Below are 25,201 nucleotides of genomic sequence, written 5' to 3'. Positions count from 1 at the left end.
GCGGGATCCGGTCGCTCACAGCTCTCCCATTCGTCGGATCACGGGGGCCACCCGCTGGACGCCGTGGCGGTAGGCGCCGCGTGCGGCCCGGCGCACGATCTGGCGGACGGGGCCCGGGGCCTTGTCGGCGGCGGGCGCGCCCGGAAGCGGGACGCCGTCGGGGCCGAGGTGGTGGCGGGCCAGGATGCCGGGCAGGTAACCGGACGCGGTCTCGGGTGTGTAGTACGGGTTCAGGGGCGGCAGCCCGCCGGGCCGTGCGAGCAGCTTCGCGATGCGCTCGCGGCCCGCGTCGAAGGCGGTGGCGTAGCTGCCGTCGGCGGCGACGCCCTGCCGGGAGACCCACTCGGCGTCGGGCACCGGGCGGTGTCCGGCGTCGAGTTGGTCCCAGGAGGCGAGGCAGCCGGAGCCGACGAAGTGGTGGTTGCCGAGCGCCTCGCGGATGCCGAGGTCGGTGAGGACCACGGTCGGGATCCGGCGGTGCAGGGACTCCAGGGCGGCCGTCGAGCTCATCGTGACCAGGAGGTCGGTGCGGTCGAGCACCTCGCCCATGTGGCCGTAGACCAGCTTGAAGTTGGCGGGCACGTCCTTGCCCTGAACCAGCTTCTGGTACGGCAGTTCCTCGATGTGGGTGGTGTGCTCGCCGGGCTTGGAGCGCAGCTTGAGCAGCACTTCCCGCTCGGGGTGCCTGCGGGCGTGCTCGATCAGCCGGTTCAGCAGGTAGGTGCGGTCCTTGCGGCTCTCCGGGACCGAGGGCTGGGCGGCGAACACCACGGTGTACGGGTCGTGTTCGCCCTCGTAGGGCGCCCCGCCGAGGAACGGCAGCGCGACCTCGGTCACCGACGAGGAGTCGGCGCCGACCCCGTCGTACACCGCCCGGAACCGGTCGGCGTCCTGGCGGGAGTTGGCGAGGACCAGGTCCGCGCCGTGCCGCAGCAGCAGGCCGTCGGCGAGCTTCTCGTAGACGACGCCGACGTAGCCGGTGACGACGACGGGCCGCTTCTCCCGGCCGGCCCAGGCGCTGCGCAGCCCGTGCAGCATGGCCTGCGTGCCGCCGCCGACGAGGGAGAGGACGAGGATGTCGAAGGACTCCTGTTCCATCTCTCTCAGGAACTCGACGGCCGTCACCTCGCGGAGCGAGTCCGCGTGGACGCCGACCTCCTGGAGCTGGCGCGCGGTGGGGGTGGCACGGCCACGCAGGAGGTAGCCGTCGAGCCGGACATCCGGATTGTCGGTTTCGTTGGGAATCAGGCGCTTCGCGGTGAGCGCTCCCCACTTCCACCGAGTGTCGGAATCCGCCAGGACGGCCACCCGCAGGGACTTCGTTGCACTTGCTGGCACGTCGAAGACGCTAGGAAGCCATTCCGAGGAACTCCCGAACCCGAATCCAACAAAAGGTTAACAACACATCTCCGGATGGCGAATCAGCTCGGGATAAGCCATCAAAATTGCCTGGTTCACAGCTTCGCCACGCGTCGTTCACCTGGATTCAAGGCGACAGTCAAGACGGATGACGGGCGTCCGCCTAACGTCCTCCACGTGGTCAAGCTCTCCGTCATCGTGCCGTTCTACAACGTGCAGCAATACGCGCCCGACACCCTGAGGAGCCTGCGCGCGAACGCGCGTGAGGACTTCGAATTCATTCTCGTCGACGACTGCTCGACCGACGGGACACCAGAGATTCTCGCGCGGGCCGAGCGCGAGCTCCCCGGCGCGGTCCATGTCAGACACGAGCTGAACGGAGGGCTGGCCACCGCGCGCAACACCGGGATCGACAAGGCACGCGGCGAGTACGTCACCTTCCTGGACGGCGACGACTGGCTGGCGCCCGGCTACTACCCGCAACTGGTCGACGCCATCGAGTCGCTGGGCTGCGACTTCGTCCGCACCGATCATGTGCAGTGCACCGCGCGTGCCCGGGTCGTCACCCGCGTGCCCGTCGGCCGCCGCAACGTCGTGATGAACCCGCGGGACGCCATCCTGCCCGCCGACCGGTCCACCTCCGTCGACTACGCCTACGCGTGGGCGGGCGTCTACCACCGCCGTCTGGTGGACAAGGGGCTCGTGCATTTCACGGACGGGCTGCGCACGGCCGAGGACCGGCCGTGGATCTGGAAGCTGCACCGGGAGGCCGGGTCCTTCGCCGCGGTGAACCTGCTCGGCGTCTTCTACCGGCGTGGCGTAGCCTCGTCACTCACGCAGATCGGCGACGTCCGTCAGCTCGATTTCATTCGCGCGTTCGACCAGGTGATCGAGGAAACGGCGCAGGACGCCGACGCGAAGGAACTCCTGCCGAAGGCCGTCCGCACGTATTGCGCCATCATTTCCCATCACCTGGGATCCATCGAAAGGTTCGAGCCCGCGGTGGCGAAGAAGCTGAAATCCATGAGCGCGGCCGCCCTGCGGCGCATGCCTCAGGACGTGCTGGACGAGGCCCTGGACTCCATGGACCTCCAGCGCGCCACCAAGCTGCGCCGGCTGCGCCGCCGTCCCGCCCCCGCGGGAGCCGCCGCGTGACCACCCAGATCTTCCAGGCGTCCACCCTCTACGGCACGGCCACCCTCGCCGCCGCCCTGGACTCCGGCGCCTTCCGCCCGGCCGACCGGCGCATCCTGCTGGTCTGCAACAACGCGGCGACCCCCGAGACCACCCCGGGCCTGGACGAGGCGCCCGGCTTCGAGCGGCTGCGCGACCGCTTCGACGACGTGATCTCGTACAACGAGACGATCTTCCCGTTCCACCCCGGCGGCTGGGCCCCCCGGCCGGACGACTTCCCGCTGTGGGAACGCTTCCTGCGCCACGAGTGGCAGCTGGGCGACGACGACGTCGAGTTCGCCGTCGAGTCCATCCAGGTCAACCCCTCGCAGAGCCTCACCCAGATCTTCACCGGCGCCCCGGTCACGGTCTACGCCGACGGCCTGATGAGCTACGGCCCGACCCGCAACAAGATCGACCCGCTGGTCGGCACCCGCGTCGACCGGGTCCTCCACCTCGACCTGGTGCCCGGCCTGAAGCCGATGCTGCTCACCGAGTTCGGTGTCGAGGGCGAGGTCGTGCCGACCGCCGCCTTCACCAAGGTGCTCGCCGAACTCGCGCCCAGCGGCGACGAGTTGCCCGAGATCGACGAACCGGCCCTGCTGCTCGGCCAGTACCTCTCCGCGCTCGGCATCCTCACCCCCGAGCAGGAGGAGCACCTGCACGTCCGGATGCTCAGGGGCGCCGTCGAACTCGGCCACACCAAGGTCGTCTTCAAGCCGCACCCCTCCGCCCCGGCCCGGTTCGCCCGCACCCTGGAGCAGGAGGCCGAGAAGCTCAAGGTCGACCTCACCGTCCTGGACACCACGGTCCTCGCCGAGGTGCTCTACCAGCGGATGCGTCCCGCCCTGGTCGTCGGCTGCTTCTCCACCGCGCTGCTCACCGCGTCCGCGCTGTACGGCCTGCCGACCGCCTGCGTCGGCACCGACACGCTGCTCGACAAGCTCACGCCGTACGAGAACAGCAACCGCGTCCCGGTCACCGTCGTCGACGCGCTGATCCCCGAGCTCACCGACCGCAAGGCGGTCGAGGCACAGCGGCCGCGGCTGAGCGTCGAGGCACTCGGCGAGCTGATCCGCGCGGTGGGCTTCGCCATGCAGCCGAAGATCTACCCGCAGCTGCGCGGGGAGACCGAGCGGTACCTGACGAAGCATCTGAACGACACCACCATTCGCTACTTCAAGCGCAAGCGGCTGACCTCGCTGGGGCTGCCCGGCGGGGTGCCGTCGCAGCTGACGTTTCCGCTGCGGAACGCGACGGTGCGCCGGATGGCGCGTAAGGCGCGGAACCTGCGGCGGGTTGTGCGGAAGTAGGTTCCGCGTCGCTTCGTCTGCGGCGCCGTCGTGGCTGGGCGCGCAGTTCCCCGCGCCCCCGGACGGCGGCTGCGCCGCCGATCAGGGGCGGGTCCGGGTTTCCGGGCCCGCCCCTTCGGCGTTACCGGCCCAGGATCTTCCTGATCGTGGCCTGGTTCTCCTGGGTGACCTTCCAGAGCTGTTCCTGCCGGTCGTGCACGTCGGCGACGGTCCGGCTGTGGTTGTCGAGGATGCCGATCGCGCGCTCGGTGAGGATGTCGCCGAGCTCCCGCTCGTGCACCGAGACGCCCCACTCGGGCCGCTCGATGTCGTTCAGGAAGTACGCCATCTTCGGGTGCGAGATCAGCGAGACGATCGGCGTGCCGACACCGAACGGGATCATGCCGGCGTGCCCGCGCATGCCGATGACCAGGCGGGTCTTGGCGTACGTCTCGCGGATCTCGTCGTTGGAGAAGTCGTACATCGGGATCACCGGGAGCGAGATGCCGTGCTCGCGGCGCAGGTCGAAGGCGATCTTCTCGTCGTCGAGGGAGTGCGCGACGCACTTGACCTCGGTGTGCTCGCCGATCTTGCGGACGGCCTTGGCCATCTCGGCGAGGAAGTGCCCGTAGTCGTGGCCGAAGCGCAGCCCGGCGCGGTCGTAGGCCGCGTTGAGCATGACCGTGTCCTCGCGGTACGCCGGGTCGGTCCAGCCGGTCACCAGCTGGCGCATGACCGTGGTGGGGCAGGGCTGGAAGACGACCTTGTCCTGGAGCTCCGGCGGGAGCATGCCGCGGACCTTGGCGATGGAGCCGTGGTTGCGCAGGCCGAAGAAGGAGGACTTCTCGACCAGCAGCCGCAGGCTCTCGTTGAACCGCCGGGCGCGGTAGGACTGGCCGTCGAAGGCGTTGAAGCCGACCGCGTAGATCATGATCGGGACGTCGATGGCGCGCAGGTGCTCGTCCGGGACGTTCCACTGCCAGGAGCTGTTGCCGTTCGGCATGGTGTCCGGGATGAACAGGCCGCCGCCGCCGATGACCAGGCCCCGGCGGGCGTTGACGCGCTCCAGAGCGGCCTTGTCGAAGTAGCGGTGGGCGTGCACGGAGTGCCAGCGCCGGGAGGTGGTGTCTGGGCCGAAGCCGAGCCGGACGGTCTCCGGGAGCAGCTTGTCGCCCGCGTTGCCCTGCCGGTCCATGTAGAACGCGACGTGCGCCAGCTGGTCCTCGGCGCTGCCCTGCTCCTGGGAGGGGACGGCGGCGGCGCGCTGCGCCCACAGGCGGCTGGAGCGGTGCGTGGGGTCGACGGTGAGGCCGGCGGTGGCGTACCGCAGGGCCTCGGTGTTGTCGCCGTACACCCAGGCGATCTGGGCGAGCCGGGCGAAGGCGGTCGCGGCCCGGTTGGGGGCGGCGGAGGCGAGCAGCAGCTGGGTCTTGGCCTCCTCGATGCGGGAGACGCTCATCAGGGCGTGTCCGAGCACCTCGTGCGGCCAGGCCTCGTCCAGCGGGATGCGGACGCTGCTCATGACGTCGACGGCGTCCTGGTAGTCGCCGGACGCGATGTGCGCGGCGGCCACCTTGCGGGCGATCTCGACGTCACCGGTGCGCTTGACGTGCGGGGCGCCGAAGTGGACGACCAGGTCGTGGTGGAGGCCGCCGGAGGAGGCGAAGTAGGCCGCGTGGAACTCGGCGTCGGTCATCTCGAACTCGCGCCAGCGGTCCTCGGCCTGCGCGTAGCCCGACTCACCGCCCTGCCACGGCTTGTGACGCCCGGTGAAGTGCAGGATCTTGGTGTCCTCGGGGACCGGGAGGTCGCCGGAGAGCCGCCGCTTGACGAAGTTGTACTTGGCGTCGAGGCGGACGAAGTCGCCGTCCAGGACGGCGTTCAGGATGCCCTGGTCGTGCTTGTCCAGCTCGTAGTCGCCGCTGCGGCCGGTCTTGTCGATCTTCGCGCAGAACTCGTCGGACAGGTACTCCTTCTGGATCACCAGAAGGCCGGAGTTCAGCTTGTGCTGCCCGTAGAAGAACTGGGGCACGGCCGCGAGGCCCTCGCGCAGCTCCAGAAGCTCACCGAGACCGCCGAGGACGACCATGTCGGTGTCCAGGGTGATGACCGTGTCGTAGTCGCGCAGCCGGAAGATGTCGAGGATGAAGTACGCCTTGCGGACCAGGTAGTTGTCCTGGTCGCCCTTGACGTACGAGTCGTAGTGCGTGTCGTTGACCCGCTGCAGCACGATCCGCGGGTGCAGGGCACGGATCTTGGCGATGGAGGCCGGGCGCAGGTCGTCGTAGAGCACGACGAAGTCCTCGCAGACGCCCGGGTTGGACAGGGCGAGGCTGCGCAGCAGGACCAGGAAGCCGGGCAGGTAGTTCTCGTCCACGTAGGACGCGAAGGCTATCCGGCGCTTCTTGGTGAGGGCGCTCGCGTCGGTGTTCGGGGCCGCCGAGGTGAAGGTGGTCGTCATCGCAGGGAGATCCTCATGTCCGTCACGCTCTGGGCCCGCTGCATGACCCAGTCCTTCTCGCTGGTGTATTCGTGCACGGAGGTGATGGCCAGCTTCATGGCCTCCTGCACGCGGTAGGCGCCGCTCTCGTAGAAGTCGAAGCCGATCAGGTCCAGGGTCGGGCTGACGTCCAGGAAGTCCAGCAGCCACAGCATGTTGAACCCGGAGGTCGGGATGCCCGACCAGGTGTCGGTGCTGATCTGCCCGATGTTCCGCATCGGCCAGCGCAGCGACTCGTCGCCGAGGAACTTCTGCGCGCCGGGCACCAGCTTGTTGCGCAGCGAGTGCTTCCAGTCGCCCGAGACGCCGCCGAAGATCAGCCGGGTGGTCACCGGCTTCTCCCAGTTGAAGGCGTGCTTGTGGATGCTGACGTGGATGTCGGTGCGCTCGCCGGTGTGCTTCGGGTCGATCTTGTACGAGTTGAAGCGCACGACCAGGTCGTAGTCGTCGATCTGCCTGCCGATGCCGCCGGCGCCCACCCGGCCCGAGTTGGCGATCAGGCACACGGACTTGCCGGCGATCTGGTTGCGGAACTCGCCGAGGCTGATCCACTGCACGCCGTCGACGGTCGGGTTGGCGACCGGGCCGCGCATCCGGACCCGGCGCTGCTCGGAGTAGAGCGCGACGGCCTCGGCGATGCCGGCGTCGTTGCCCTCGGCCAGGCGCAGGTCCAGGTACTGGCTGAGCAGCTCCTGCCGGTCGTTCACCGGCGCCTCGTCCTCGGCGAGAGCGAGCAGCGCGCCGACCAGGCGGGGCTCGGCGGCCCGCCAGTCGCCGACGGCCTGCAGGGCGAGGCCCTCGGCCCAGGTGGCGGTGGAGGGCCCGCGGGCGTGGTCCGCGGCGGCGGGGACCTGGCGCTTCAGGAGGTCGAGCAGTTCGCGTTCGCGTTCGGCGGCGCGACGCATGCCGGATATCCGGTTGGCGACACCGAAGCCGTCGTCGGTGGTGAGGTCGAGGTAGCGCTCGTAGGCCTCGACGGCCTCGCGCTCCTCGCCGAGTCCCTCCAGGATGCGGGCGCGCAGCCGCCAGCCGGCGCGGGAGTTCTTGCGCTGGGCGAGGACGGTGTCGCTGATCACCAGGGCGAGGTTCAGCTCGTCGTTGTAACCGCACTCCAGGGCCTTGTTGGCGACCGCGAGCAGAGCGTCCAGCAGGTCGTTGTTGATCCCGCCCGAGGGGCTCGCGGCGCCCTTGACGGCGCGCTTGAGAAGCGCCGTCGCACCGCCGGCCGAGGCGGGCGCGGGCGTGGTGGTGCCTTCGGTTGCGACGACCACCAGCAGCTTGCGCAGCTGCTCCGCCAGCTCCGCGCGACGGCGGTCGAGGCTGCCGACCACTTTGCCGCTGTGCACAGCGCAGGCGTGCAGGCAGTCGTCCAGCTCCCCTCCGCGCGCAGGTGCCCGCCTGTTCTGGACCCTCGTCATAGCTCTCCTGATTTTGCCAAGCAAAGCTTGTGTAATCGCTGTGTGTGGTGAGGTGACCCGCACCGGGGGGATGGATGGAGAAACTAGGAAGCCAAAACGACTATATGGTTAACGAACACCGACTGGTAAGAGAATGGTTAGCAGGTTCACCGCGCACTTCCTATGATTCCCCCAGGTGACGGTATGGGACTTCCCACATCCCGGGGACTCCGCGAACAGATCGGATGATTAGCGGTCCGGACTCGGGTAGGCGTCTCGGACCATGTCACTCGCGACCCCCACACTGGCGCCCTCGCCTGCGAAGATCCCGGCCGTCCCGGCCCCACCCGGACACCCCCGCACCCGACTGCTCGCCCTCGACGGACTGCGGCTCGCCGCCGCCCTGATGGTCTGCCTCTACCACTACGCGGGACGCGGCGGAGTCGTCTCCGCGTCCTGGCACCAGAACCCCGAGCACGTCTTCCCGACCCTGTCCCGGGCGGCCGTCTACGGCTGCCTCGGCGTCGAGCTCTTCTTCGTCATCAGCGGCTTCGTGATCTGCATGAGCAGCTGGGGTCGCTCCCTCGGCGACTTCTTCCGCTCCCGCGCCGCCCGCCTCTACCCCGCCTACTGGGTCGCCCTGGTGCTGGTCACCGCGGCGTCCCTGGTCCTGCCCGCGGTCGTCCGCGCGGTACGGCCCGACGAGTTCCTGGTCAACCTGACGATGCTCCAACAGCCCATGGGCGTACCGCGCGTGCTCGGCGTCTGCTGGACGCTCTGGGTCGAGGTCCGCTTCTACGCCCTGTTCGCGCTGGCCGTCGTCCTGCCGGGCGTCACCTACCGCAGGGTGGTGCTGTTCTGCTCGGTGTGGACCCTGGCCGCCGTGCTGTCCACCGCGGCCGGCGACGGATCATGGGCCCAGCTGCTCGTGATGCCCCAGTACGCCCCGTACTTCACCGGCGGTCTGGCCCTCTACCTCGTGCACCGCTTCGGCGGCGGGCTGCTGCCCTGGGGCATCGTGACGCTCTCCTGGATCCTCGGGCTGCGCACGGCCACCGAGGGGCTGTGGCGCCCGGGCACCGCGCGCGACCCGTACGTCGTGATGCTCGTCGTCACCCTGGCGTTCGCCGTGGTCGCGGCGGTGGCGGCCGGCCGGACGCGCTGGGCGGCCTGGCCCTGGCTGACCACGGCCGGGGCGCTGACCTACCCGTTCTACCTGGTCCACGAACACATCGGATGGTTCGTGATCCGGGTGCTGCACCGGGGGTGGGGAATCCCGCCGTGGCCGACGCTGCTGATCACGCTGTCCGGGATGCTCGGGCTGGCCTGGCTGATCCACCGGTTCGTGGAGACACCGTTCGGGCCGAGACTGAAACGGGCCCTGACGGCGAAGGCGTCCTGATTCGCTTTTGGTTCACCTCCTGTTCACTTTGGAAAATTGGTCCGTCGTTCACCTCTCGGTTGCTTTCGGAGGCGTAGGGCGGGCAGGCACCGTGGAGCCCTGCCGTGCACAGGCGGTCCGCAGGTTTCCCACAGACTGCCGCACTGCGTACCGCGTACCGCGTATCGAGGGAGTGCACCTTCCGTATGGCCACCATCCAGGAAACGACCCGCCCGCCGCACCGTCTCGACGACGTCCCGGGCTGGTTCCCCGTGCTCGACCAGATGCTCTTCGACTGGTTCCTGAGCCGCCAGGAGACCTCCCCGGCACTGGGCGACCTCCTCGAAATCGGGGTCTACATGGGCAAGAGCGCGATCTTCACCGGCCGGCACCTGCGGCCGGGCGAGTCGTTCACGGTCTGCGACCTCTTCGAGGGCGACGCGCCCGACGACGCGAACCGCGCGGAGTCGACGAAGTCCTACGGCAGGCTGACCCGGCGCCTCTTCGAGGAGAACTACCTCGCCTTCCACGACGAGCTGCCCCGGGTGCTCCAGGGGCCCAGCTCGGTGGTGCCCGCCGAGGTCGCGCCGCGCTCCTGCCGGTTCGTGCACGTCGACGCGTCGCACCTGTACGAGCATGTGCACGGCGACATAGCGGCCGCGCGCGAACTGCTGCTGCCCGACGGGATCGTGGTCCTCGACGACTTCCGCTCCGAGCACACGCCCGGCGTCTCCGTCGCCACGTGGGAGGCGGTGCTCAACGGGGACCTGCACCCCATATGCATCAGCACCCAGAAGCTGTACGGCACGTGGGGCGACCCCAAGGCGGTACAGGAGGAGCTGGTCGAGATGGCGCGGGGGCGGGCCGACTGCCACCTGAGCATGCAGGAGGCGGCGGGGCACCGGATCATACGGCTGAAGTCGAAGGGGATGCGGGAGCCGGAGTTCCCGCTGTCGCGGTACGCGACTGCGCCGGAGGCGCCCGAGCCGACGTCCGCGCCTGCGGCGCCGGTGGCACCGACGTCGGCGCCTCGGCGGCGGAGCCGGGTGCGGAGGGTTGCGGTGGATCTGCTGCCGCCGGTACTGACGCGGGCTTTGCGGCGGGCTATGCGGTAGCCGCGGGGCGGGGGGCCATGGGGGGCGTGGGGGTTGTCCGGCGGGTGCGGGTGCGTGGGGGCTGGTCGCGCAGTTCCCCGCGCCCCTTACGGGGCGCTGCAGCGGGCGGGAGAGCATGTGCGGGCGTGCGGCCGGTCGCGCCCACGCGGCGGAGCCGCATATTCGATACAGCCCCGCGCCCCTTACGGGGCGCTGCAGTCTCCCCCCCTTCAGGCGACCTTGTAGCGGGCGGCGATTCCGGTGATGACCAGTTCCAGGCCCTCGTCGAACTGGCGGTCGTAGTCGGTGAAGAGTTCGCGGCCCGCCGCTGCCGACAGGGGGAAGTCGGCCAGGACGCGGGCTCGTTCGTCGATGTCGTAGCCCTCCCGGCGCTCTCCCGGGAGGGGTTCCACGCCCTGTTCCTCGATGACGAAGCCGATGGTGTAGGCGTTCGTCGTCGTGCCCGCCTGGGCCGCCTGGGCGAGGGTGAAGCCGGCCTCCGTCATGACGTGCAGGTAGGCCTCCTGCTCCGGGGCGTGGTCGATGCCCGTGAAGCGTGAGCCGCTGTAGACCTTCGCGCCGTCGCGGTAGCCGAGCAGGGCCGTGCGCAGCCCCCCGCTCACCGTGCGCAGCCCGTCCTGCCAGGTGCCGGCGGGATCGAGGCGGGTGACCGCGACCATGCGGCGGTACATCTCCGTCGCCATCTCGTCGAGCAGCGCCTGCTTGTCCTTGAAGTGCCAGTACAGGGCCGGGGCCTTGACGTCCAGCTCCCTGGCGATGGCCCGCAGGGTCAGCCCCTCCAGACCGGCCTCGTTCAGCAGGCGCAGGGCCGTGTCGGCGACCCGGCGGCGGTCGAGGGGGGCGCGTCGTTCCGTACTCACGCTTGACAGCTTAACAGCGTTAAGGGCAGCCTTGCCGTCGACGGCACTTAACAGCGTTAAGGAGAAATGTGATGGATATGCGGGATGTACTGGTCGTCGGCGCCGGACCCACCGGGCTCGCCCTCGGCATCGACCTCGCCCGGCGCGGGGTGGACGCCCTGGTCGTGGAGGCGGGCGAGAAGCTGTTCCCGGGCTCGCGCGGCAAGGGGATCCAGCCCCGGACCCAGGAGGTGTACGACGACCTCGGCGTGCTCGACGCGATGCGCGCGGCCGGCGGCCCCTACCCGCCCCAGCTGCTCTGGAAGAACGGCGAGCCCCTCGGCACGAAGCCGATGTTCGACGCGGTGGCGGCGGACGAGGGCGCGCCGTACACCGAACCGCTGATGGTCGCGCAGTGGCGCACCCAGGAGGTGCTGTACGCGAGGCTGCGGGAGCTGGGCGGCGGGGTCGCGTTCGGGCGCGGGCTGACCGGCCTGGAGCAGGACGCGGAGGGAGTGACCGCCCGCTTCGCCGACGGTACGACGGCTCGTGCGCGGTATGCCGTGGCGGCGGACGGCGGGCGCTCGGCGGTACGGCGTGCGGTGGGCGTCGGCATGACCGGCGAGTCGGTCGACCCGAGCCCGTTCCTGGTGGCCGACCTGCGCCTGCGGGGCCTGGACCGCGAGCACTGGCACACCTTCGTCGGCGACGACGGCTGCGGTGTGGCGCTGTGCCCGCTGGCCGGCACCGACGACTTCCAGCTGGGCGCCCGGCTGCCCGAGGGCACGGAGACCGACCTGTCCCTGGACGGCCTGCGCCGGCTGGTGACGACGTACAGCCACCTCGACGCGGCGGACATCACCGAGGTGCGCTGGGCCTCCGACTTCCGCCCGCGCGCCGCGCTGGCCGACCGGTTCCGGGCGGGCCGGGTCTTCCTGGCCGGCGACGCGGCCCATGTCCACTCGCCGGCCGGCGGCCAGGGCCTGAACACCAGCGTCCAGGACGCCTACAACCTGGGCTGGAAGCTGGCCGCGGTGCTCGCGGGCCGGGCCCCGGACGCGCTCCTCGACACCTACGAGGAGGAGCGCCGGGCGAACGCCGCCGCCATGCTGGGCCTCTCGACGAGCGTCCACCACGGCGAGGTCCGCCGGGGCGAGGCCACGGTCCAGCTGGGCATCGGCTACCGGGAGTCCTCGCTGACCGAGGAGACCCGGGCGCACCCGGGACCGGTGCGGGCGGGCGACCGCGCGCCCGACGGGCGGAACGCGGACGGGGTGCGGATGTTCGACTCGTTCCGGGGGCCGCACTGGACCTTGCTGGCCCCGGAACCGGTGGCCGGACTCCGCAGCCTGCCGGCCCCGGAGTCCTACGGCCCGGGGGTGTTCCTGGTCCGCCCGGACGGCTACGTGGGCTGGGCGGGCGACACGGCCGAGGGGCTGGGGGCGTACGCGGCGCGTACCGGCGCCTAAGCGCCCTGCTGGAACTGCGGATTCGGGTCGTCCGACGGCTGCGGCGCCGTCGTGGCCGGTCGCGCAGTTCCTCCCCCAGCCTTCGGCCGGGGGTACCCCCAGCGCCCTTCGGGGCGCCGAAGGTTACGCAGGCCGATTCGGATCACGGGGAGCAGGGCCCAGCACACCGACGCCCAGTGGGTGACCAGGGCGACCGGTATGGAGATCAGGAAGGCCAGCATCATCGCGGTGAGCCAGCTCAGCGTGCTGGACACGGCCTCCGCGTCATAGGTGCTCAGCAGCCCCGACCTGCGCAGGTCGGCGATGGCCAGCCGGAAGAACAGGCAGGTCAGGACCTGGGTGGCGGCGTAGACGATGAACTGGACCTGGTAGGCGTCGGCCTCGCTGGTCAGCAGCTTCGTGGTGAACGGCGTGACGACGATCGCGAGCAGCCACAGCAGGTTCCACCGGATGGCACCGCCGGAGAGCCCGGTCGCGTACCGGAACATCCGCTGGTGGATCATCCAGTGAATGGCGATGGCCCAGAAGCTGACGAGGAACGCGGTGTACTCCGCGAGGTGCTCGCGCAGGAAGTGCAGGACACCGGAGTTGCCGTGCACCTCCCCGGTGGGGACCGGCAGTTCCAGGGCGAGCAGGGTGATGGCGATGGCGACCACCGCGTCCGAGAAGTAGATCAGCCGCTCCGGACTGGCCGGCCGGCCCCCGGGGCCGGGGTCCTCCCCGGTGTTCTCGGTCCGGTGCTGGGGCCCGGCGGTGTGCTGCGCGCGGGTGTCGGGCATGTTCGACTGCTTCCTCGTGTAGAGCGGTGCGTGGTGCGGGAGTGTGCGGAGCCGTGGACGTCAGGCCAGGGCCTGCGCGGCGCGGGACCTGGCCCGGGCGGCGTACCGGCCGCCGACGGTGAAGGGGAGGACGAACGCCAGGACCTGGGCGGTGACGAGCGGCACGGTCGCGGAGTGGTCGTAGTCGACGACGGCGGCACAGGCGAGCGCGCCGAGGGTGAACCCGGCCGCCCAGATGGCGGTGAGCACCATGTTGAACCTGATGAACCGGGGGGAGTCCCAGAACTCCCGCGGCACCTCGGCCCGGGCGAAGGCCAGGGTGAACGGGCGGCGGGCGGCCAGCGAGGCCAGGGCCGTGGCCGCCAGGGTGGTGTTGGCCAGGGCGCAGATCCAGTGCTGCAGCGCGCTCCCCGGGTCGGCCAGCGCGATCCCGGCCATGACCACGAAGAACCCGCAGGTGGCGGCCCCCAGAAGGTCGACCGTGCGGGCGCGGAGCTGGCGGGCCAGCAGGTACAGCGCGACCAGGGCGGCGGCGCCCGTGCCCAGTCGCCAGTCGACCGGGCTCAGGGCCGCGTAGCACAGCCAGGGCGCGAAACCGCGGACGTAGTTCACCGGGTGTCTCCTTCGGACAACCTTCGAACAGCCTTCGGACAGGCCCCGGACAGGCCCCGGACAGGCCTCGAACAGGCCTCGGACCCATCGAGAGTCCAATGTTGGACGGTCCAAGAATGGCCGGTCGATCTTGCTCTGTCCAGCCGTGACGGGTGAATTCCGGAAAGGTAGGGTGAGGTCATGAGCTTGCCCCACGCACTCCTCGGCCTCCTGGCCGAGCAGCCCGCCAGTGGATACGACCTGCTCAAGCGGTTCGACGCGGGCCTGTCCGCGGTGTGGCCCGCCCAGAAGAGCCAGGTCTACGGCGAGTTGGCGAAGCTCAGCGAGAAGGGACTCATCGAGGTCACCGGGACCGGCGCGCGCCAGCGCCGCGAGTACGGCATCACCGACGCCGGGCGCGCGGAACTGCGCGGCTGGCTCACCGAACCCGGCACCGACTTCGCCTTCCGCAGCGCCGCCCTGCTGCGGGTCTTCTTCCTGTGGACGCTCAGCCGCGAGGAGGGCGTCGATTACCTGGAGAACTTCGCCCGGGTCAACCGCGATCGCCTCGCCGCGCTGGAAGCCGTGCGGGACAACGTCGAATGGGTCGGCGACCCGGTGCAGATCTGCGGCTGGCTGATCCTCGAATACGGCCTGCGCGGCTCGACGACCTCCGCGGAGTGGGCCGACTGGGCCGCCGAACGGCTCACCGAACACCTGTGACCCCGGCGGCCGGGCCGCACCCGGTGGCTCAGGCGCTGGCCAGCGTCAGCTTCACCGCGAACCCGAGGAACAGCACCCCCGCCGCCGAAGTGGCCGTCGCCGACATCCGCTTGCGGCGGCGGAACGCGTCGGCCAGCCTGGTGCCGCTGAATATCAGGGCGCTGAGGTAGAGGAAGCTGGCCAGCTGGGCGAAGGTGCCGAGGACCACGAAGGACAGCGCCGGGTAGGCGTACCCCGGGTCGACGAACTGCACGAAGAAGGCGATGAAGAACAGGATCGCCTTCGGGTTGAAGAGGCTGATCACCAGGGCCCGGCGGTACGGGCGCTCCTGCGCCGGGGCGGCGGCCGGTGGCGCCTGCTGTGCCGGCTGCTGCTTCCGCGACCGCCACATCGTCCAGGCCGCGCGCAGCATCCCTATCGCCAGCCAGGTGAGGTAGGCGGCGCCCGCGTACTTCACGATCCCGAACAGCACGGCGTTGGCCTTGAGCAGCGAGGCCACCCCCGCCGCCGACAGCGTCATCAGCACCGTGTCCCCGCACCACACGCCCGCGGCGGCGGTGTAACCGGCCCGGACACCCTGGCGGGCGGCGACGGACAGCACGTAGAGGGAGTTGGGGCCGGGCAGCAGGACGATCAGGACGAGTCCTGCCAGATAGGTGGGGAGATCGATGACGCCGAACATGAGAAGTAGTCTCGCACGCGGGTCCGACAACGCTTTCGGTGCCGCCGACGCTCCCGGTGCCGTTCGCCGGAAGGCGCCTCCAGGACGCACCGCCGGGAAGCGCCGTCAGAACACGTCCGCCGGGACGTACACCCCCCACACCTCCCGCAGCGCGTTGCACACCTCCCCCACCGTGGCCCGCGCCCGCAGCGCCTCCTTCATCGGGGGAAGGACGTTCTCGTCGCCCCCGGCGGCCTTCTTCAGGGCGGTGAGGCCCGCGGCGACGGCCGCCCGGTCGCGGTCGGCGCGCAACCGGGCGAGGCGCTCCGCCTGCCGGGCCTCGATGGCCGGGTCGACACGCAGCGGCTCGTACGGTTCCTCCTCGTCCAGCCGGAAGCGGTTGACCCCGACCACCACCCGCTCCCCCGCGTCGGTCTCCTGCGCGATGCGGTAGGCGTTCCGCTCGATCTCGCCCTTCTGGAAACCCTGCTCGATCGCCGCCACCGCGCCGCCGAGGTCCTCGACCCTCCGCATCAGACCGACGGCCGCCTCCTCGACGTCGTCCGTCATCCGCTCCACGGCGTACGAACCCGCGAAGGGGTCCACCGTCGCCGTCACGTCGGTCTCGTACGCCAGCACCTGCTGGGTGCGCAGGGCCAGGCGCGCGCTCCTGTCGGTCGGGAGCGCGATCGCCTCGTCGAAGGAGTTGGTGTGCAGCGACTGGGTACCGCCGAGGACCGCGCCCAGGGCCTGGACCGCCACCCGCACCAGGTTCACCTCCGGCTGCTGGGCCGTCAGCTGGACGCCGGCCGTCTGGGTGTGGAAGCGGAGCATCAGCGACCGGGGGTTCCGCGCGCCGAACTCCTCCCGCATCAGCCGCGCCCAGATCCGGCGCGCCGCACGGAACTTGGCGACCTCCTCCAGCAGCGTCGTACGCGCCACGAAGAAGAAGGACAGGCGCGGGGCGAAGTCGTCGACGTCCATGCCGGCCGCGACCGCCGTGCGCACGTACTCGACCCCGTCCGCCAGGGTGAAGGCGATCTCCTGCGCGGGCGACGCCCCGGCCTCGGCCATGTGGTAGCCGGAGATCGAGATCGTGTTCCAGCGCGGGATCTCCCTCCGGCAGTACCCGAAGATGTCCGCGGTCAGCCGCAGCGACGGCTTGGGCGGGAAGATGTACGTGCCCCGCGCGATGTACTCCTTCAGGACGTCGTTCTGGACCGTGCCGGTCAGGGCGGCCGCCGGTACGCCCTGTTCCTCCGCCACCAGCTGGTACAGCAGCAACAGCACGGCCGCCGGGGCGTTGATCGTCATCGACGTCGACACCCGGTCCAGGGGGATCCCGCCGAAGAGCACCCGCATGTCGTCGACCGAGTCGATCGCCACGCCCACCTTGCCGACCTCGCCGTGCGCGAGGGGCGCGTCGGAGTCGTGGCCCATCTGGGTGGGCAGGTCGAAGGCGACGGAGAGACCGGTGGTGCCGTGCGCGATGAGCTGCCGGTAGCGGGCGTTGGACTCCGCGGCCGTACCGAACCCGGCGTACTGGCGCATGGTCCAGGGACGGCCGGTGTACATCGTCGGGTAGACGCCCCGGGTGTAGGGGTACGACCCCGGGTCGCCGAGTTTCCCGGCCGGGTCCCAGCCCGCCAGGTCGCCCGGGCCGTAGACCGGCTCGACGGGCAGTCCGGACTCCGACTCACGGGCCATGACGGGTGACCTCCGCAGTACGCCGATATACCGATATGCCGGTACGTCTGTTGGTTCCCACGATGCCCTCTTGTTCGGCGGCGGTCACGCGGGGAAGCATCCTCGGCATGAAGGTCTCGGGGTACTCGGGGGTCCTGGCCGCCGTACTGGCCGTGCTGTGCGGGTGCACGGTGCAGCCGGCGGGCGGCGGGGACGCCAAGGGGCACTCGCCCGTCCACATCGACCTCCCGCACAGCCCGGCACCCGCCGGCACCACTTCCGCACCCGCCTCCACCGCTCCCGATCCCGATCCCGCTTCCACCGCGCCCGCCCCCGCGCCGTCCGCCGTCGAGACGGACCCGCCGCACATCGTCTTCACCCGCGGCGACACCGGCACCGGCGTCCGCGGGCTCCAGGCCCGGCTGCGCCAGGTCGCCTGGCTGTTCGACGGGCCGACGGGGACCTACGACGACCTCACCGCCCAGGCCGTCAGGGGCTTCCAGGGCAAGCGCGGACTGCCGCAGACGGGCGAGACCGACGCCGTGACCTGGCGGCGGCTGGTCCGGATGACGCACCGGCCGGGCAAGTGGGAGCTGTACCTGATGGGCGGTCAGCCGGCCGCAGCACCCGATCCGCGGTGCCTGACCGGACGGGTGCTGTGCATCAGCAAGACCAGCCGGACACTGCGCTGGATGATCGACGGGCGCACGGTGTCGAAGATGTCGGTGCGGTTCGGGGCTCAGTACACCCCCACCCGCGAGGGCGTGTTCCACGTCTACTGGAAGTCACGCCACCACGTGTCGACGCTCTACCACTCCTCGATGCCGTACGCGATGTTCTTCAGCGGCGGCCAGGCGGTGCACTACTCCTACGACTTCGCGGCCCGGGGCTACGCGGGCGGCTCGCACGGGTGCGTCAACGTGCGGGACGAGGCGGCGGTCGCGGATCTGTTCGCGCAGGTGCGCAGCGGCGACAAGGTCGTCGTCTCCTGGTGAGCGGGTGACGTACGAAGGACGTTCGGGGCGCGGGCGGGACCGGGGGAACGTGTCCCGCCCGCGCCGATGCACGAGCCACGGGTACGGGGGGAACCCCGGCTCTGTGCGACGGCCGATGACCAGTCGGCTCACTCAGTACTGCGCCGCCGCCGCCGAAAACGTCACACCCTGCGGGAAAAAAGTTCAGGGGCTTGCGAAAACGCAGGTCACAGCGGTGCGTAAAGGTCAAAGTGCGCTGTATGTGGGGGCCGGCGAGGTGTGGGGCTGGTTCGGCAGCAGGGGCGCGAGGGCGGTCGGGGCGGGGGTGGCCGCACCGTCCTGGTGGTGGTCGTTGCCCTTGCCTCCGTCCTTGCCGCCGCCCTTGCCGCCGCCGAAGACTCCGCCCGGCCGGCCCTCGTCGTCGCCGCCGGGGCCGTTGTTGTCGCCCTGGCCGCCCTGGCCGTCGTTCTGGCCGCTCTGGCCGTCGTCGCCGCCCCTGCCGTCGCGGGAGACGTCGTCCTTGCCGTTCAGCCCGGTGCCGAGGACGGCCCTGCAGAACTTGTCCACCCGGCCGGCGCCGCCCGCCAGGCCCTCCAGGGCGCGCCTGCGGTCGGTGCCCAGGGACTTGCCGTTCTGGATCGCGCGGCACGACGTCAGCGCGCCGCTCCACCCGCCGACCGGGATGCCGAGCGAGCCGGTGTCCCGCTTCTTCGTCCTGCCGGACGGGTCGGGCGAGGGCTTTCCGGAACCGCCCGGCGTGGCGGCCGAGGAGGGTGTGCCCGTCTCGCCGCCGAGCAGCGACTCGGGCGAGGACGAGCCGTCGGGGCGTGCCGGGGTGCCCGCGGCCGAGACGGAGACGACCGGTCCGGGGTGGTTGTCGTCGAACGGCGTCGGCAGCACTCCGGTTCCTGCGGCCACCGCGACCCCGCCGAGCATGCCGGCGGTCAGCGCGGCGGCGAGGCCGAGCCGTGCGGGGCGGGCCCAGCCCGGGAGCCGGGACGGCCGGGAGCCGGCGCCGATCCGGATGAGGCCCGCGTCGGAGGCCCGCCCGGCCCGGCCGGGCCGGGCGGCCGCGGCGGTCCGTGCGTCCTCCGCCGCTTCGCGCGCTTTGCGGAAGGCAGCCAGCGCGGCTTCCTCACCGGGAAGCTCGGCGGCGGCCGGCGTGGCCCGCGCGGAGAGCGCGCCGAGCGTGCCTGCGAGGCGTTCTGCCTGGTCACGGGCGGAGGCGTCGACAGCTTCGAGCGACTCACCGCGCAGCAGACGGTCCGCCGTCACCCGGTTCAGCCACTTGTACTGCTCGTCGGCCATCACATGTCCTTCTGCGTCCGCGAACGCGTATGCGTCACACTCGCGGACGTCACCGCACGATCATCCGGTTCTCGCTGGGGCGGGAGCGCGTCGAGGACGCCTGCCGCCCCGGGGTCGGCACCGAGCAGTTCCGCGAGTTTCTTCAATCCCCGGTGGGCCGCGGTCCGTACCGCGCCGGCGCGCTTGCCGAGGGTCTCGGCGGCGGTCTTGGCGTCGAGGCCCATGACGACCCTGAGGACCACCGCCTCGGCCTGGTCCTGCGGCAGCCGGGCGATGAGGGAGAGGGTGCGGTCGGTGGTCAGCGCCTCGATGGCCTCGCCGGCCGTGTCCGATTCGGCGGCCCGGCCGGCCAGCTCCGTCTCGTCGCCGCCGATCGCGGGGCGGCGGCCGCGCATCCGTATGTGGTCGAGGGCGCGGTTGCGGGCGATCCGGGCGGCCCAGCCGCGGAACCGGTCCGCGTCGCCGCTGAACCGGTCGAGGTCGCGGGCGATCTGCAGCCAGGCCTCGGAGGCGACGTCCTCGGCGTCCGGATCGCCGACCAGCGTGCGGACGTATCCGAGCAGGCGGGGCTGCACCGCGCGATAGACGATGCGGAACGCGGTCTCGTCCCCGTCCTGTGCAGCACGTACCGCGGCGGTCAACTCCGCGTCGTCCCCCAGCACCCGTGTGTTCCTCAGTAAGTGGTCGGTCGCGGCTGCGACGCAGCCGCCGATCGTTGCAGTGATCATGCATTCGCGCTCGACGCGAAAGGCACGTTACGACCTGAAACCGCTCGCCGTCCACGTCCGTACAAAGTGCAACTAACTCGTGACGCCCCGGGGTGTGACAGAAAACGCACTCTTGGCGCTGAACAGAGTACGGGCCGCCGCGCGGCCCGTGCCGCGCGACGGCCGGGGCCTCTCCTGTGGGGGGTGGCGGCCCCGGCCGTCTCCGTGGTTCACCCCGGCCGACGTGTGACCGGCAGGCGCGTTCACGGAGACCGCCACAGAACCCTCCCCGGGCATCCGGATCGTTCCTGGCAGGGCCCTGCGCCTGCCCGGTCCGGGGACCCCGTCGGCCCGCGGTGCCGCCATCGCCGCCTCAGCGGACGACGGGTGCTTACCGAGAGCGGGACCGAGGAGTGCCGACATTCGGTCCGGTGGACGTCACCAGCATCGCCAAGGGCGGTTCGCGCCGCTGTCTCCGTGGCTATCTGGCCGTTCCGTACGACATCCCACGCAGCCGCGCGGCCGGTCGCCTGCCCGAAATGAACGTATTGTGCGCCGTGGGCGACTACAGCCCGCGGAGCGACCGACCTCTCATGAAGCACATCAAGGTGACCATCGACCGTGCGTCTGCCGCCGCGGAAGAGACAGCGGGAGACGCATGAGCGACGTCGACTGAAAGGAGGCACCTGAACGCATGCGTCATCACGTCCGCGGCCGGGGCCTTTCGGTGTCGGCCTGGTTGCGCTCGCGCGACCCCGGGCTCGCCGCCACGCGGCGCGCCTGCCGCGCCTCCGTCGTCGCATCGGCCCTGTTCGCCGTGAGCATGCAGGTGTTCCACTCGCCGGCGATGGCCTACTACGCGGCGTTCGGCTGCTTCTCCATGCTGCTCTTCGTCGAGTTCACCGGGCCCATGGCCCAACGGCTGCGCCTGCACGTCGGACTGGCGGTCGCCTGGGCCGCTCTGGTGACCCTCGGCACCTTCGCGGCCGGCGTCACCTGGCTGGGGGTGGCGGCGACCGTGGTGGTCGCGTTCCTCATTCTGCTGTCCGGTGTGGTCAGCTCGGTGATCGCGAGTTCCTCGACGGCTCTGCTGCTCGCTTTCGTCATCCCCGTGACCTCGCCGGTGCCCTACTCCCAGCTGATCGCCCGGCTCGCCGGCGTGGGGCTCGCCTCCTGCGGCTCGATGCTCGCGATCTGGCTGCTGTGGCCACGTGCTTCGACCGATCCGCTCAGCACGCCCGCGATCCGTGTGTGCAGGAGCACCGCTGTCCGGCTGCGCGACGAGGCCGCACCGCCGATGGACGATGCCGAAGCGGCAAGCGCCACAGCACTGACGCACAACGCCGAGCAGGCGGGTGCGGCTGTGCGGGATCTGCGTCGCGCGTTCGACAGTACGCCGTATCGGCCGACAGGCCTGTCGACGGGTTCGCGCGCTCTGGTGCGCCTGGTGGACGAGCTCATCTGGCTCGGCGCCGTCGCGGCCGACGGGCCGCCCGCCCACGAGCCGTCATCGGACCGCCGGACGGAGGCCTGCGCGGTGCTGCGCGCGGTGGCCGATCTCCTCGACCGGTCGGCCGCGTTGCTCGGGAATCCACTCGGCGCCCCGGAGCCGGTGCAGGAAGGCACCCGTCTTCTGCGTGCCGCCATGGACACGTTGATCGAAGGGCCGGCAGCACAGCCGCCGCACCACGTGAGGACCGACGGTGCCGAGATGGAGGAGCGCGCGGTCCTCACCACGTTGGACGCCGCCTTCCGTGCCAAGGAACTCGGTTTCGCGGCCCTGCAGGTCGCCCACAACGTGCAGGTGGCCGCGGCGGCCGAGCGGCGTGGCTGGTTCGAGCGGCTGCTCGGGCGGGAACCGGACGCGCTGGGCGGATCCGTGTCCTCCGCGCGGGCACGCCTGGGGGCACATCTGACCGTGACGTCGGTGTGGGTGCGCAACAGTCTGCGCGCCGCGGTCGGCCTCGGCATCGCCGTCACCCTGGCGGACATCACCAATCTTCAGCACGCGTTCTGGATTCTGCTCGGCACCCTGTCGGCGTTGCGCTCGAACGCCCTGAACACCGGCCAGAACGCGCTGCGCGCGGTCGCCGGGACGGTGGTGGGGTCGGTCGTGGGGGCCGCGCTTCTGCAACTGCTCGGACATCACGGCACCGTGTTGTGGTTCGTGCTCCCGGTCGCCGTCCTGGCCATGGGCGTGGCCCCGACGGTGATCTCCTTCGCGGCCGGGCAGGCGGCGTTCACGGTCGCACTCGTGGTGGTGTTCAGCATCGGCCAGAACCCGGACTGGCACATCGCGCTTCTGCGGCTCCAGGACGTCGTACTCGGCTGCGCGGTGAGCCTGGTGGTTTCGCTGTGCCTGTGGCCGCGCGGCGCGACGGCTGCCGTGAACCGGGCCCTGGCCGAGGCGTACACCGACTGCGCGGCGCACCTCCGGAGCGTGGTGGAGCATCACCTCGGCCTGCCTGCCGAGGCGGAGAAGGACGGCCGCTCCCCCGCGGAGGAGGAGTGGCGGGCCGCGGCCGCGGCGCGCCGGCTCGACGACTCCTTCCGCACCTATCTCGCCGAGCGGGGCGCCAAGCCGGTGTCGCTGGCGGCCATGACCACGCTGGTGACCGGTGTCGCCAGGCTCCGGCTCATGGCCGACGCGCTGCAGCACCTCTGGCAGCGGGCGGGCGAGACCCGGCCGGACGCCGGCAGCGACCCGGCGCGGCTGGAACTGGTCCGCGCCGCGGAGGGCGTCAGCGCGTCGTACCGCGTTCTGGCAACGGGTATCGAACGGCGCTCCCCCACCGTCGCGAGCGGTGACCCGCCCGAGGACCTCCGCCTTGTCGAGTCGGTGTACCGGGATCTGCTCGGGTCGGGAGACACCCGTGCCCACGTCGTGCTCATCGTCTGGACGAGCAAGTACCTGGAGGCTGCCCGCACGTTGCTGCCGAGCCTGGCGGCAGCGGCGAGTACCGCAGACGAGTGACCGGCGATCGGCGGAGTCCTGTCCAGCGCCGAACACACTGTCGCGCAACGGTCGTTGCCGTGCCGGATCGCCTCCGGCAGCGCCGGCGGACGGGCGTCGGGCGCCGGCGGTCAGGAGCCGCGGGGGCCGTCCTCGGCCGTCTCGGTCCCGGCCGGCCCCGTACGCTCCCGCGGCGGAAGGCGAAAGTTCTTCCGGAGTCGGTTTCCGGCAATGCGCCGCAGGAGTTCAGGTTGCGCACAGGTGATGCTCGAAAACAATCCTGCGAGCGTTCACGGCCGGCATATTAGGGATACTTCTTCCGTGGTGCAACCGATGGTCCGGGTCCGGCGCCGTTCATTTCGCTCGACCCGAATGCGGGAAGCGGTTCCGCCGAATTCGGCGTGTGCCGGGTCGCCGACGGCCCGGCCGCGAGGCCGTCCAGCCGGGCGGCGGGTGCGTCCGGCACCCGGGGCAGGGGCGGCCGGCACTCGGAGGAGGCGATCGGCCCGAGGTGCCGCCGACAGTACTTCAGGAGCATCCGGTCGACCGCACGGAACGGCTCCGGGATCGGTCGGCTGACGCCGCGCCAGGCGGTTCGCGCCCTCACCAGCCCGCCTTCACCAGTCGCTCGGCCGCTACGGCGTCGGCGACCCGGACGTGCACGGGCAGTTCCCCGGCCGGCCACCGCGCCGCAGGCCGCGGTGGCGATGCCCCGCTGCCCGTGCGGTTCCGCCGCCGGGCCCTCCCCGGTGGTGCCCGGCAGGACAGGGCCGGTGGTACCTGTGTGGCGGTAGTGGACCATGAGGCGGCGCGGTGATTCCGGATCGACGGCGCTGTCGCAAAAACGGCGTCAGGAGTGGCAGAAATACGGCTGCCATCTGCTTCACCGTTCACCCTCCGCTTTTCCGGGAATCCCGGAACCGGTCGACGCCCGCCGGCACGGGCCCGGCGTCGCGGCGCGGAGCGTACCACCGGGGTCGGCCTCAAGTGCCGTTCCATATAGGGCAGTTGGGTTGCCGTGCGGCCCTGTGCACCGGCGCCCGGGGCGGCTGGGCGGTGTCCCGCCAGCGGGACACCGGCCCGGGTCCGCCGAGGCTTCGCCATTTCCCTGCGGGCGGTTTCTCTGATTCGGAGCAGGCCCGCAACGGAATACGGGCAGGCCCGCCATGGAAATGGAACCCTCCCTTTCATATGGAAGCCATTCAATTCCTTGCACTGTTCCGATCCGTCCCGTCACAATCACCGCCAGTTGCCGACAGGGAGGGAAAGAAAGTGAGCCAGGCAGTCGAGCCCGATCTCGATGGTTCCGTCAACGTATTGCTCGCCCCGGTCCGGGGTAAGGACGAACGGCGTGCCCTGCCGAAGTCCATGTTCGTGAAGAAGCCTTCTGTCTTCACCGCGAAATTCGTGCTGGCCGTGCTGATCTCCGCCGCCGCGTGGACTGCGGTCGCCCTCGACCCGGCGTGGTGGGTCATCGCAATCACGATCCCGGTCAACGGCCTCATGTACGCGCACCTCGTGGAGCTCCAGCACGAGACCCTGCACGAGCACGCCTACAACAGCCGCTCGCTGAACCGTTTGGTCGGTTTCCTGGCCGGCGCGCCGATGCTCAGCTCGTACTGGCACTACAAGCACGACCACCTGCGCCACCACGCCTACCTCGGAACCCCGCAGAACCAGGAGTTCTTCAACTACCGGTTCGAGGGGCTGGGAACCGTACCCGGCTTCCTGCGCGGCGCGTACCACCTCGGCCGCTACAGCGACGTCGTCAAGGACATCGGCCGCTCGGTGGTGGGCCGCACCAACCCGAAGGTCACCAAGACCCTCGCGGCGAAGAAGATCCGCACCGAGTACCTGCTGTTCACGGTGCTGATCGTCGCGGCGGTCGCGTACTCGGTGCTCGCCCGTGACCTGTACCTGCTCTGGGTCTGGGTGCTGCCCACCCTGCTCTTCGCCGAGCCGGCGCACTTCCTGATCGAGATGCCGGAGCACTACGGTCTGAACACCCAGACCGACCCCAACGTTCTGTCCAACACCCGCACCATCGAGGCGGGTTGGTTCGCGAAGTGGTACACCAACGGCAACGACGTGCACACCGCGCACCACTTCCACCAGGGCATCCCCATGGTCAACGTGCGGGCCCTGCACCAGGTGATCGAAGGCCGCATCGAGACGGTCGCCCCGTCCTACTGGTCCTTCTACAAGGACGTCTTCACCGGACGGATCACCTACCAGGACCAGTCCGACAACTGCATGACCCGGTGACCGACGGACCCCAAGAAAGGAAACGCGAC

Annotated in this window: 19 protein-coding genes and 1 pseudogene; 10 read left to right on the top strand and 10 right to left on the bottom strand. The window is 70.8% G+C overall.

Annotation, left to right across the window (positions count from 1 at the left end; all coding sequences use genetic code 11):
* Positions 1-15 precede the first annotated feature (15 nt).
* Positions 16-1,338: a DUF6716 putative glycosyltransferase gene (locus tag ACFZB3_RS11905; protein ID WP_391373405.1), complete on the bottom strand. Its 1,323-nt coding sequence runs from the start codon at positions 1,336-1,338 to the stop codon at positions 16-18.
* 198 nt (positions 1,339-1,536) lie between these two features.
* Between ACFZB3_RS11905 and ACFZB3_RS11900 the strand changes: the two genes are divergently transcribed.
* Complete coding sequence (locus ACFZB3_RS11900) at positions 1,537-2,514, top strand: glycosyltransferase family 2 protein (RefSeq protein WP_351715083.1); 978 nt, start codon at positions 1,537-1,539, stop codon at positions 2,512-2,514.
* Positions 2,511-3,845 carry a polysialyltransferase family glycosyltransferase gene (locus tag ACFZB3_RS11895; RefSeq protein ID WP_391373402.1) on the top strand — a complete coding sequence of 445 codons (1,335 nt, stop codon included), beginning with the start codon at positions 2,511-2,513 and terminating at the stop codon, positions 3,843-3,845. Before ACFZB3_RS11900 ends, ACFZB3_RS11895 begins: the two co-directional genes overlap by 4 nt.
* 121 nt (positions 3,846-3,966) lie before the next feature.
* Here ACFZB3_RS11895 and ACFZB3_RS11890 read toward each other — a convergent pair whose 3' ends face one another.
* Together ACFZB3_RS11890 and ACFZB3_RS11885 are read right to left on the bottom strand one after the other, a co-directional pair.
* On the bottom strand, positions 3,967-6,285 hold the full coding sequence (locus ACFZB3_RS11890) for a glycosyltransferase (RefSeq protein WP_391373399.1): 2,319 nt from the start codon (positions 6,283-6,285) through the stop codon (positions 3,967-3,969).
* A complete protein-coding gene (locus ACFZB3_RS11885) occupies positions 6,282-7,742 on the bottom strand; it encodes a hypothetical protein (protein WP_391373396.1) in 1,461 nt (486 codons plus the stop codon). The genes ACFZB3_RS11890 and ACFZB3_RS11885 overlap by 4 nt, the downstream gene beginning before the upstream one ends.
* Positions 7,743-8,004: 262 nt before the next feature.
* Between ACFZB3_RS11885 and ACFZB3_RS11880 the strand changes: the two genes are divergently transcribed.
* Together ACFZB3_RS11880 and ACFZB3_RS11875 are read left to right on the top strand one after the other, a co-directional pair.
* Positions 8,005-9,123 carry an acyltransferase family protein gene (locus tag ACFZB3_RS11880; RefSeq protein WP_391373393.1) on the top strand — a complete coding sequence of 373 codons (1,119 nt, stop codon included), beginning with the start codon at positions 8,005-8,007 and terminating at the stop codon, positions 9,121-9,123.
* Between the two features lie 185 nt (positions 9,124-9,308).
* Positions 9,309-10,217: a class I SAM-dependent methyltransferase gene (locus ACFZB3_RS11875; RefSeq protein ID WP_391373390.1), complete on the top strand. Its 909-nt coding sequence runs from the start codon at positions 9,309-9,311 to the stop codon at positions 10,215-10,217.
* Positions 10,218-10,426: 209 nt separating this feature from the next.
* Here ACFZB3_RS11875 and ACFZB3_RS11870 read toward each other — a convergent pair whose 3' ends face one another.
* Complete coding sequence (locus ACFZB3_RS11870; protein WP_391373387.1) at positions 10,427-11,077, bottom strand: TetR/AcrR family transcriptional regulator C-terminal domain-containing protein; 651 nt, start codon at positions 11,075-11,077, stop codon at positions 10,427-10,429.
* A 71-nt stretch (positions 11,078-11,148) separates the two neighbouring features.
* Between ACFZB3_RS11870 and ACFZB3_RS11865 the strand changes: the two genes are divergently transcribed.
* Positions 11,149-12,525: an FAD-dependent monooxygenase gene (locus tag ACFZB3_RS11865; RefSeq protein WP_391373384.1), complete on the top strand. Its 1,377-nt coding sequence runs from the start codon at positions 11,149-11,151 to the stop codon at positions 12,523-12,525.
* Here the strand turns inward: ACFZB3_RS11865 and ACFZB3_RS11860 are convergent.
* Positions 12,522-13,304: a TMEM175 family protein gene (locus ACFZB3_RS11860; protein ID WP_391373381.1), complete on the bottom strand. Its 783-nt coding sequence runs from the start codon at positions 13,302-13,304 to the stop codon at positions 12,522-12,524. The genes ACFZB3_RS11865 and ACFZB3_RS11860 overlap by 4 nt on opposite strands.
* Positions 13,305-13,364: 60 nt before the next feature.
* Positions 13,365-13,916: a hypothetical protein gene (locus tag ACFZB3_RS11855; protein ID WP_391373378.1), complete on the bottom strand. Its 552-nt coding sequence runs from the start codon at positions 13,914-13,916 to the stop codon at positions 13,365-13,367.
* Between the two features lie 180 nt (positions 13,917-14,096).
* Here ACFZB3_RS11855 and ACFZB3_RS11850 point away from each other — a divergent pair, with 180 nt between their 5' ends.
* Positions 14,097-14,618: a helix-turn-helix transcriptional regulator gene (locus ACFZB3_RS11850; protein ID WP_391373375.1), complete on the top strand. Its 522-nt coding sequence runs from the start codon at positions 14,097-14,099 to the stop codon at positions 14,616-14,618.
* 28 nt (positions 14,619-14,646) lie between these two features.
* On the opposite strand, the gene leuE is transcribed toward ACFZB3_RS11850, so the two are convergent.
* Both leuE and ACFZB3_RS11840 read right to left on the bottom strand, forming a co-directional pair.
* Positions 14,647-15,300, bottom strand: coding sequence for a leucine efflux protein LeuE (gene leuE, locus ACFZB3_RS11845; RefSeq protein WP_391373372.1), 654 nt, complete (start codon positions 15,298-15,300; stop codon positions 14,647-14,649).
* Between the two features lie 105 nt (positions 15,301-15,405).
* The gene (locus ACFZB3_RS11840) at positions 15,406-16,986 is read right to left on the bottom strand and encodes a methylmalonyl-CoA mutase family protein (RefSeq protein ID WP_391373369.1); all 1,581 of its coding nucleotides are present in this window, start codon (positions 16,984-16,986) and stop codon (positions 15,406-15,408) included.
* A 107-nt stretch (positions 16,987-17,093) separates the two neighbouring features.
* On the opposite strand from ACFZB3_RS11840, the gene ACFZB3_RS11835 reads away from it, so the two are divergent.
* Positions 17,094-17,960: a L,D-transpeptidase family protein gene (locus tag ACFZB3_RS11835; RefSeq protein WP_391373366.1), complete on the top strand. Its 867-nt coding sequence runs from the start codon at positions 17,094-17,096 to the stop codon at positions 17,958-17,960.
* Positions 17,961-18,185: 225 nt separating this feature from the next.
* Here the strand turns inward: ACFZB3_RS11835 and ACFZB3_RS11830 are convergent, their stop codons facing one another.
* Together ACFZB3_RS11830 and ACFZB3_RS11825 are read right to left on the bottom strand one after the other, a co-directional pair.
* Entirely contained in the window at positions 18,186-19,247 is a 1,062-nt protein-coding gene (locus ACFZB3_RS11830; protein ID WP_391373363.1) for a hypothetical protein, read from the bottom strand.
* Entirely contained in the window at positions 19,247-19,909 is a 663-nt protein-coding gene (locus ACFZB3_RS11825) for a sigma-70 family RNA polymerase sigma factor (protein WP_391374046.1), read from the bottom strand. Before ACFZB3_RS11825 ends, ACFZB3_RS11830 begins: the two co-directional genes overlap by 1 nt.
* Before the next feature lie 446 nt (positions 19,910-20,355).
* Between ACFZB3_RS11825 and ACFZB3_RS11820 the strand changes: the two are divergent.
* The 3 genes and pseudogenes from ACFZB3_RS11820 to ACFZB3_RS11810 form a co-directional block, all read left to right on the top strand.
* Positions 20,356-20,616: pseudogene (locus tag ACFZB3_RS11820) on the top strand (formate dehydrogenase); the annotation flags it as partial.
* Between the two features lie 32 nt (positions 20,617-20,648).
* Positions 20,649-22,928, top strand: a complete 2,280-nt coding sequence (locus ACFZB3_RS11815; protein WP_391373360.1) for an FUSC family protein — start codon at positions 20,649-20,651, stop codon at positions 22,926-22,928.
* Positions 22,929-24,179: 1,251 nt separating this feature from the next.
* Entirely contained in the window at positions 24,180-25,172 is a 993-nt protein-coding gene (locus ACFZB3_RS11810; protein ID WP_391373357.1) for a fatty acid desaturase, read from the top strand.
* Positions 25,173-25,201 lie beyond the last annotated feature (29 nt).

It is taken from the genome of Streptomyces sp. NPDC008092 (genome assembly GCF_042957285.1).
GTDB lineage: Bacteria > Actinomycetota > Actinomycetes > Streptomycetales > Streptomycetaceae > Streptomyces.
The sequence above is the reverse complement of the archived record's forward strand: the minus strand, read 5'-3'. Positions and strand labels throughout refer to the sequence as shown.

Bases quoted from the DNA above. Each gene is read 5' to 3' on its own strand.
- ACFZB3_RS11890 (WP_391373399.1), bottom strand. From the start codon at position 6,285: ATGACGACCACCTTCACCTCGGCGGCCCCGAACACCGACGCGAGCGCC.
- ACFZB3_RS11880 (WP_391373393.1), top strand. From the start codon at position 8,005: ATGTCACTCGCGACCCCCACACTGGCGCCCTCGCCTGCGAAGATCCCG.
- ACFZB3_RS11885 (WP_391373396.1), bottom strand. From the start codon at position 7,742: ATGACGAGGGTCCAGAACAGGCGGGCACCTGCGCGCGGAGGGGAGCTG.
- ACFZB3_RS11850 (WP_391373375.1), top strand. From the start codon at position 14,097: ATGAGCTTGCCCCACGCACTCCTCGGCCTCCTGGCCGAGCAGCCCGCC.
- leuE (WP_391373372.1), bottom strand. From the start codon at position 15,300: ATGTTCGGCGTCATCGATCTCCCCACCTATCTGGCAGGACTCGTCCTG.
- ACFZB3_RS11865 (WP_391373384.1), top strand. From the start codon at position 11,149: ATGGATATGCGGGATGTACTGGTCGTCGGCGCCGGACCCACCGGGCTC.
- ACFZB3_RS11815 (WP_391373360.1), top strand. From the start codon at position 20,649: ATGCGTCATCACGTCCGCGGCCGGGGCCTTTCGGTGTCGGCCTGGTTG.
- ACFZB3_RS11860 (WP_391373381.1), bottom strand. From the start codon at position 13,304: ATGCCCGACACCCGCGCGCAGCACACCGCCGGGCCCCAGCACCGGACC.
- ACFZB3_RS11875 (WP_391373390.1), top strand. From the start codon at position 9,309: ATGGCCACCATCCAGGAAACGACCCGCCCGCCGCACCGTCTCGACGAC.
- ACFZB3_RS11835 (WP_391373366.1), top strand. From the start codon at position 17,094: ATGAAGGTCTCGGGGTACTCGGGGGTCCTGGCCGCCGTACTGGCCGTG.
- ACFZB3_RS11830 (WP_391373363.1), bottom strand. From the start codon at position 19,247: ATGGCCGACGAGCAGTACAAGTGGCTGAACCGGGTGACGGCGGACCGT.
- ACFZB3_RS11840 (WP_391373369.1), bottom strand. From the start codon at position 16,986: ATGGCCCGTGAGTCGGAGTCCGGACTGCCCGTCGAGCCGGTCTACGGC.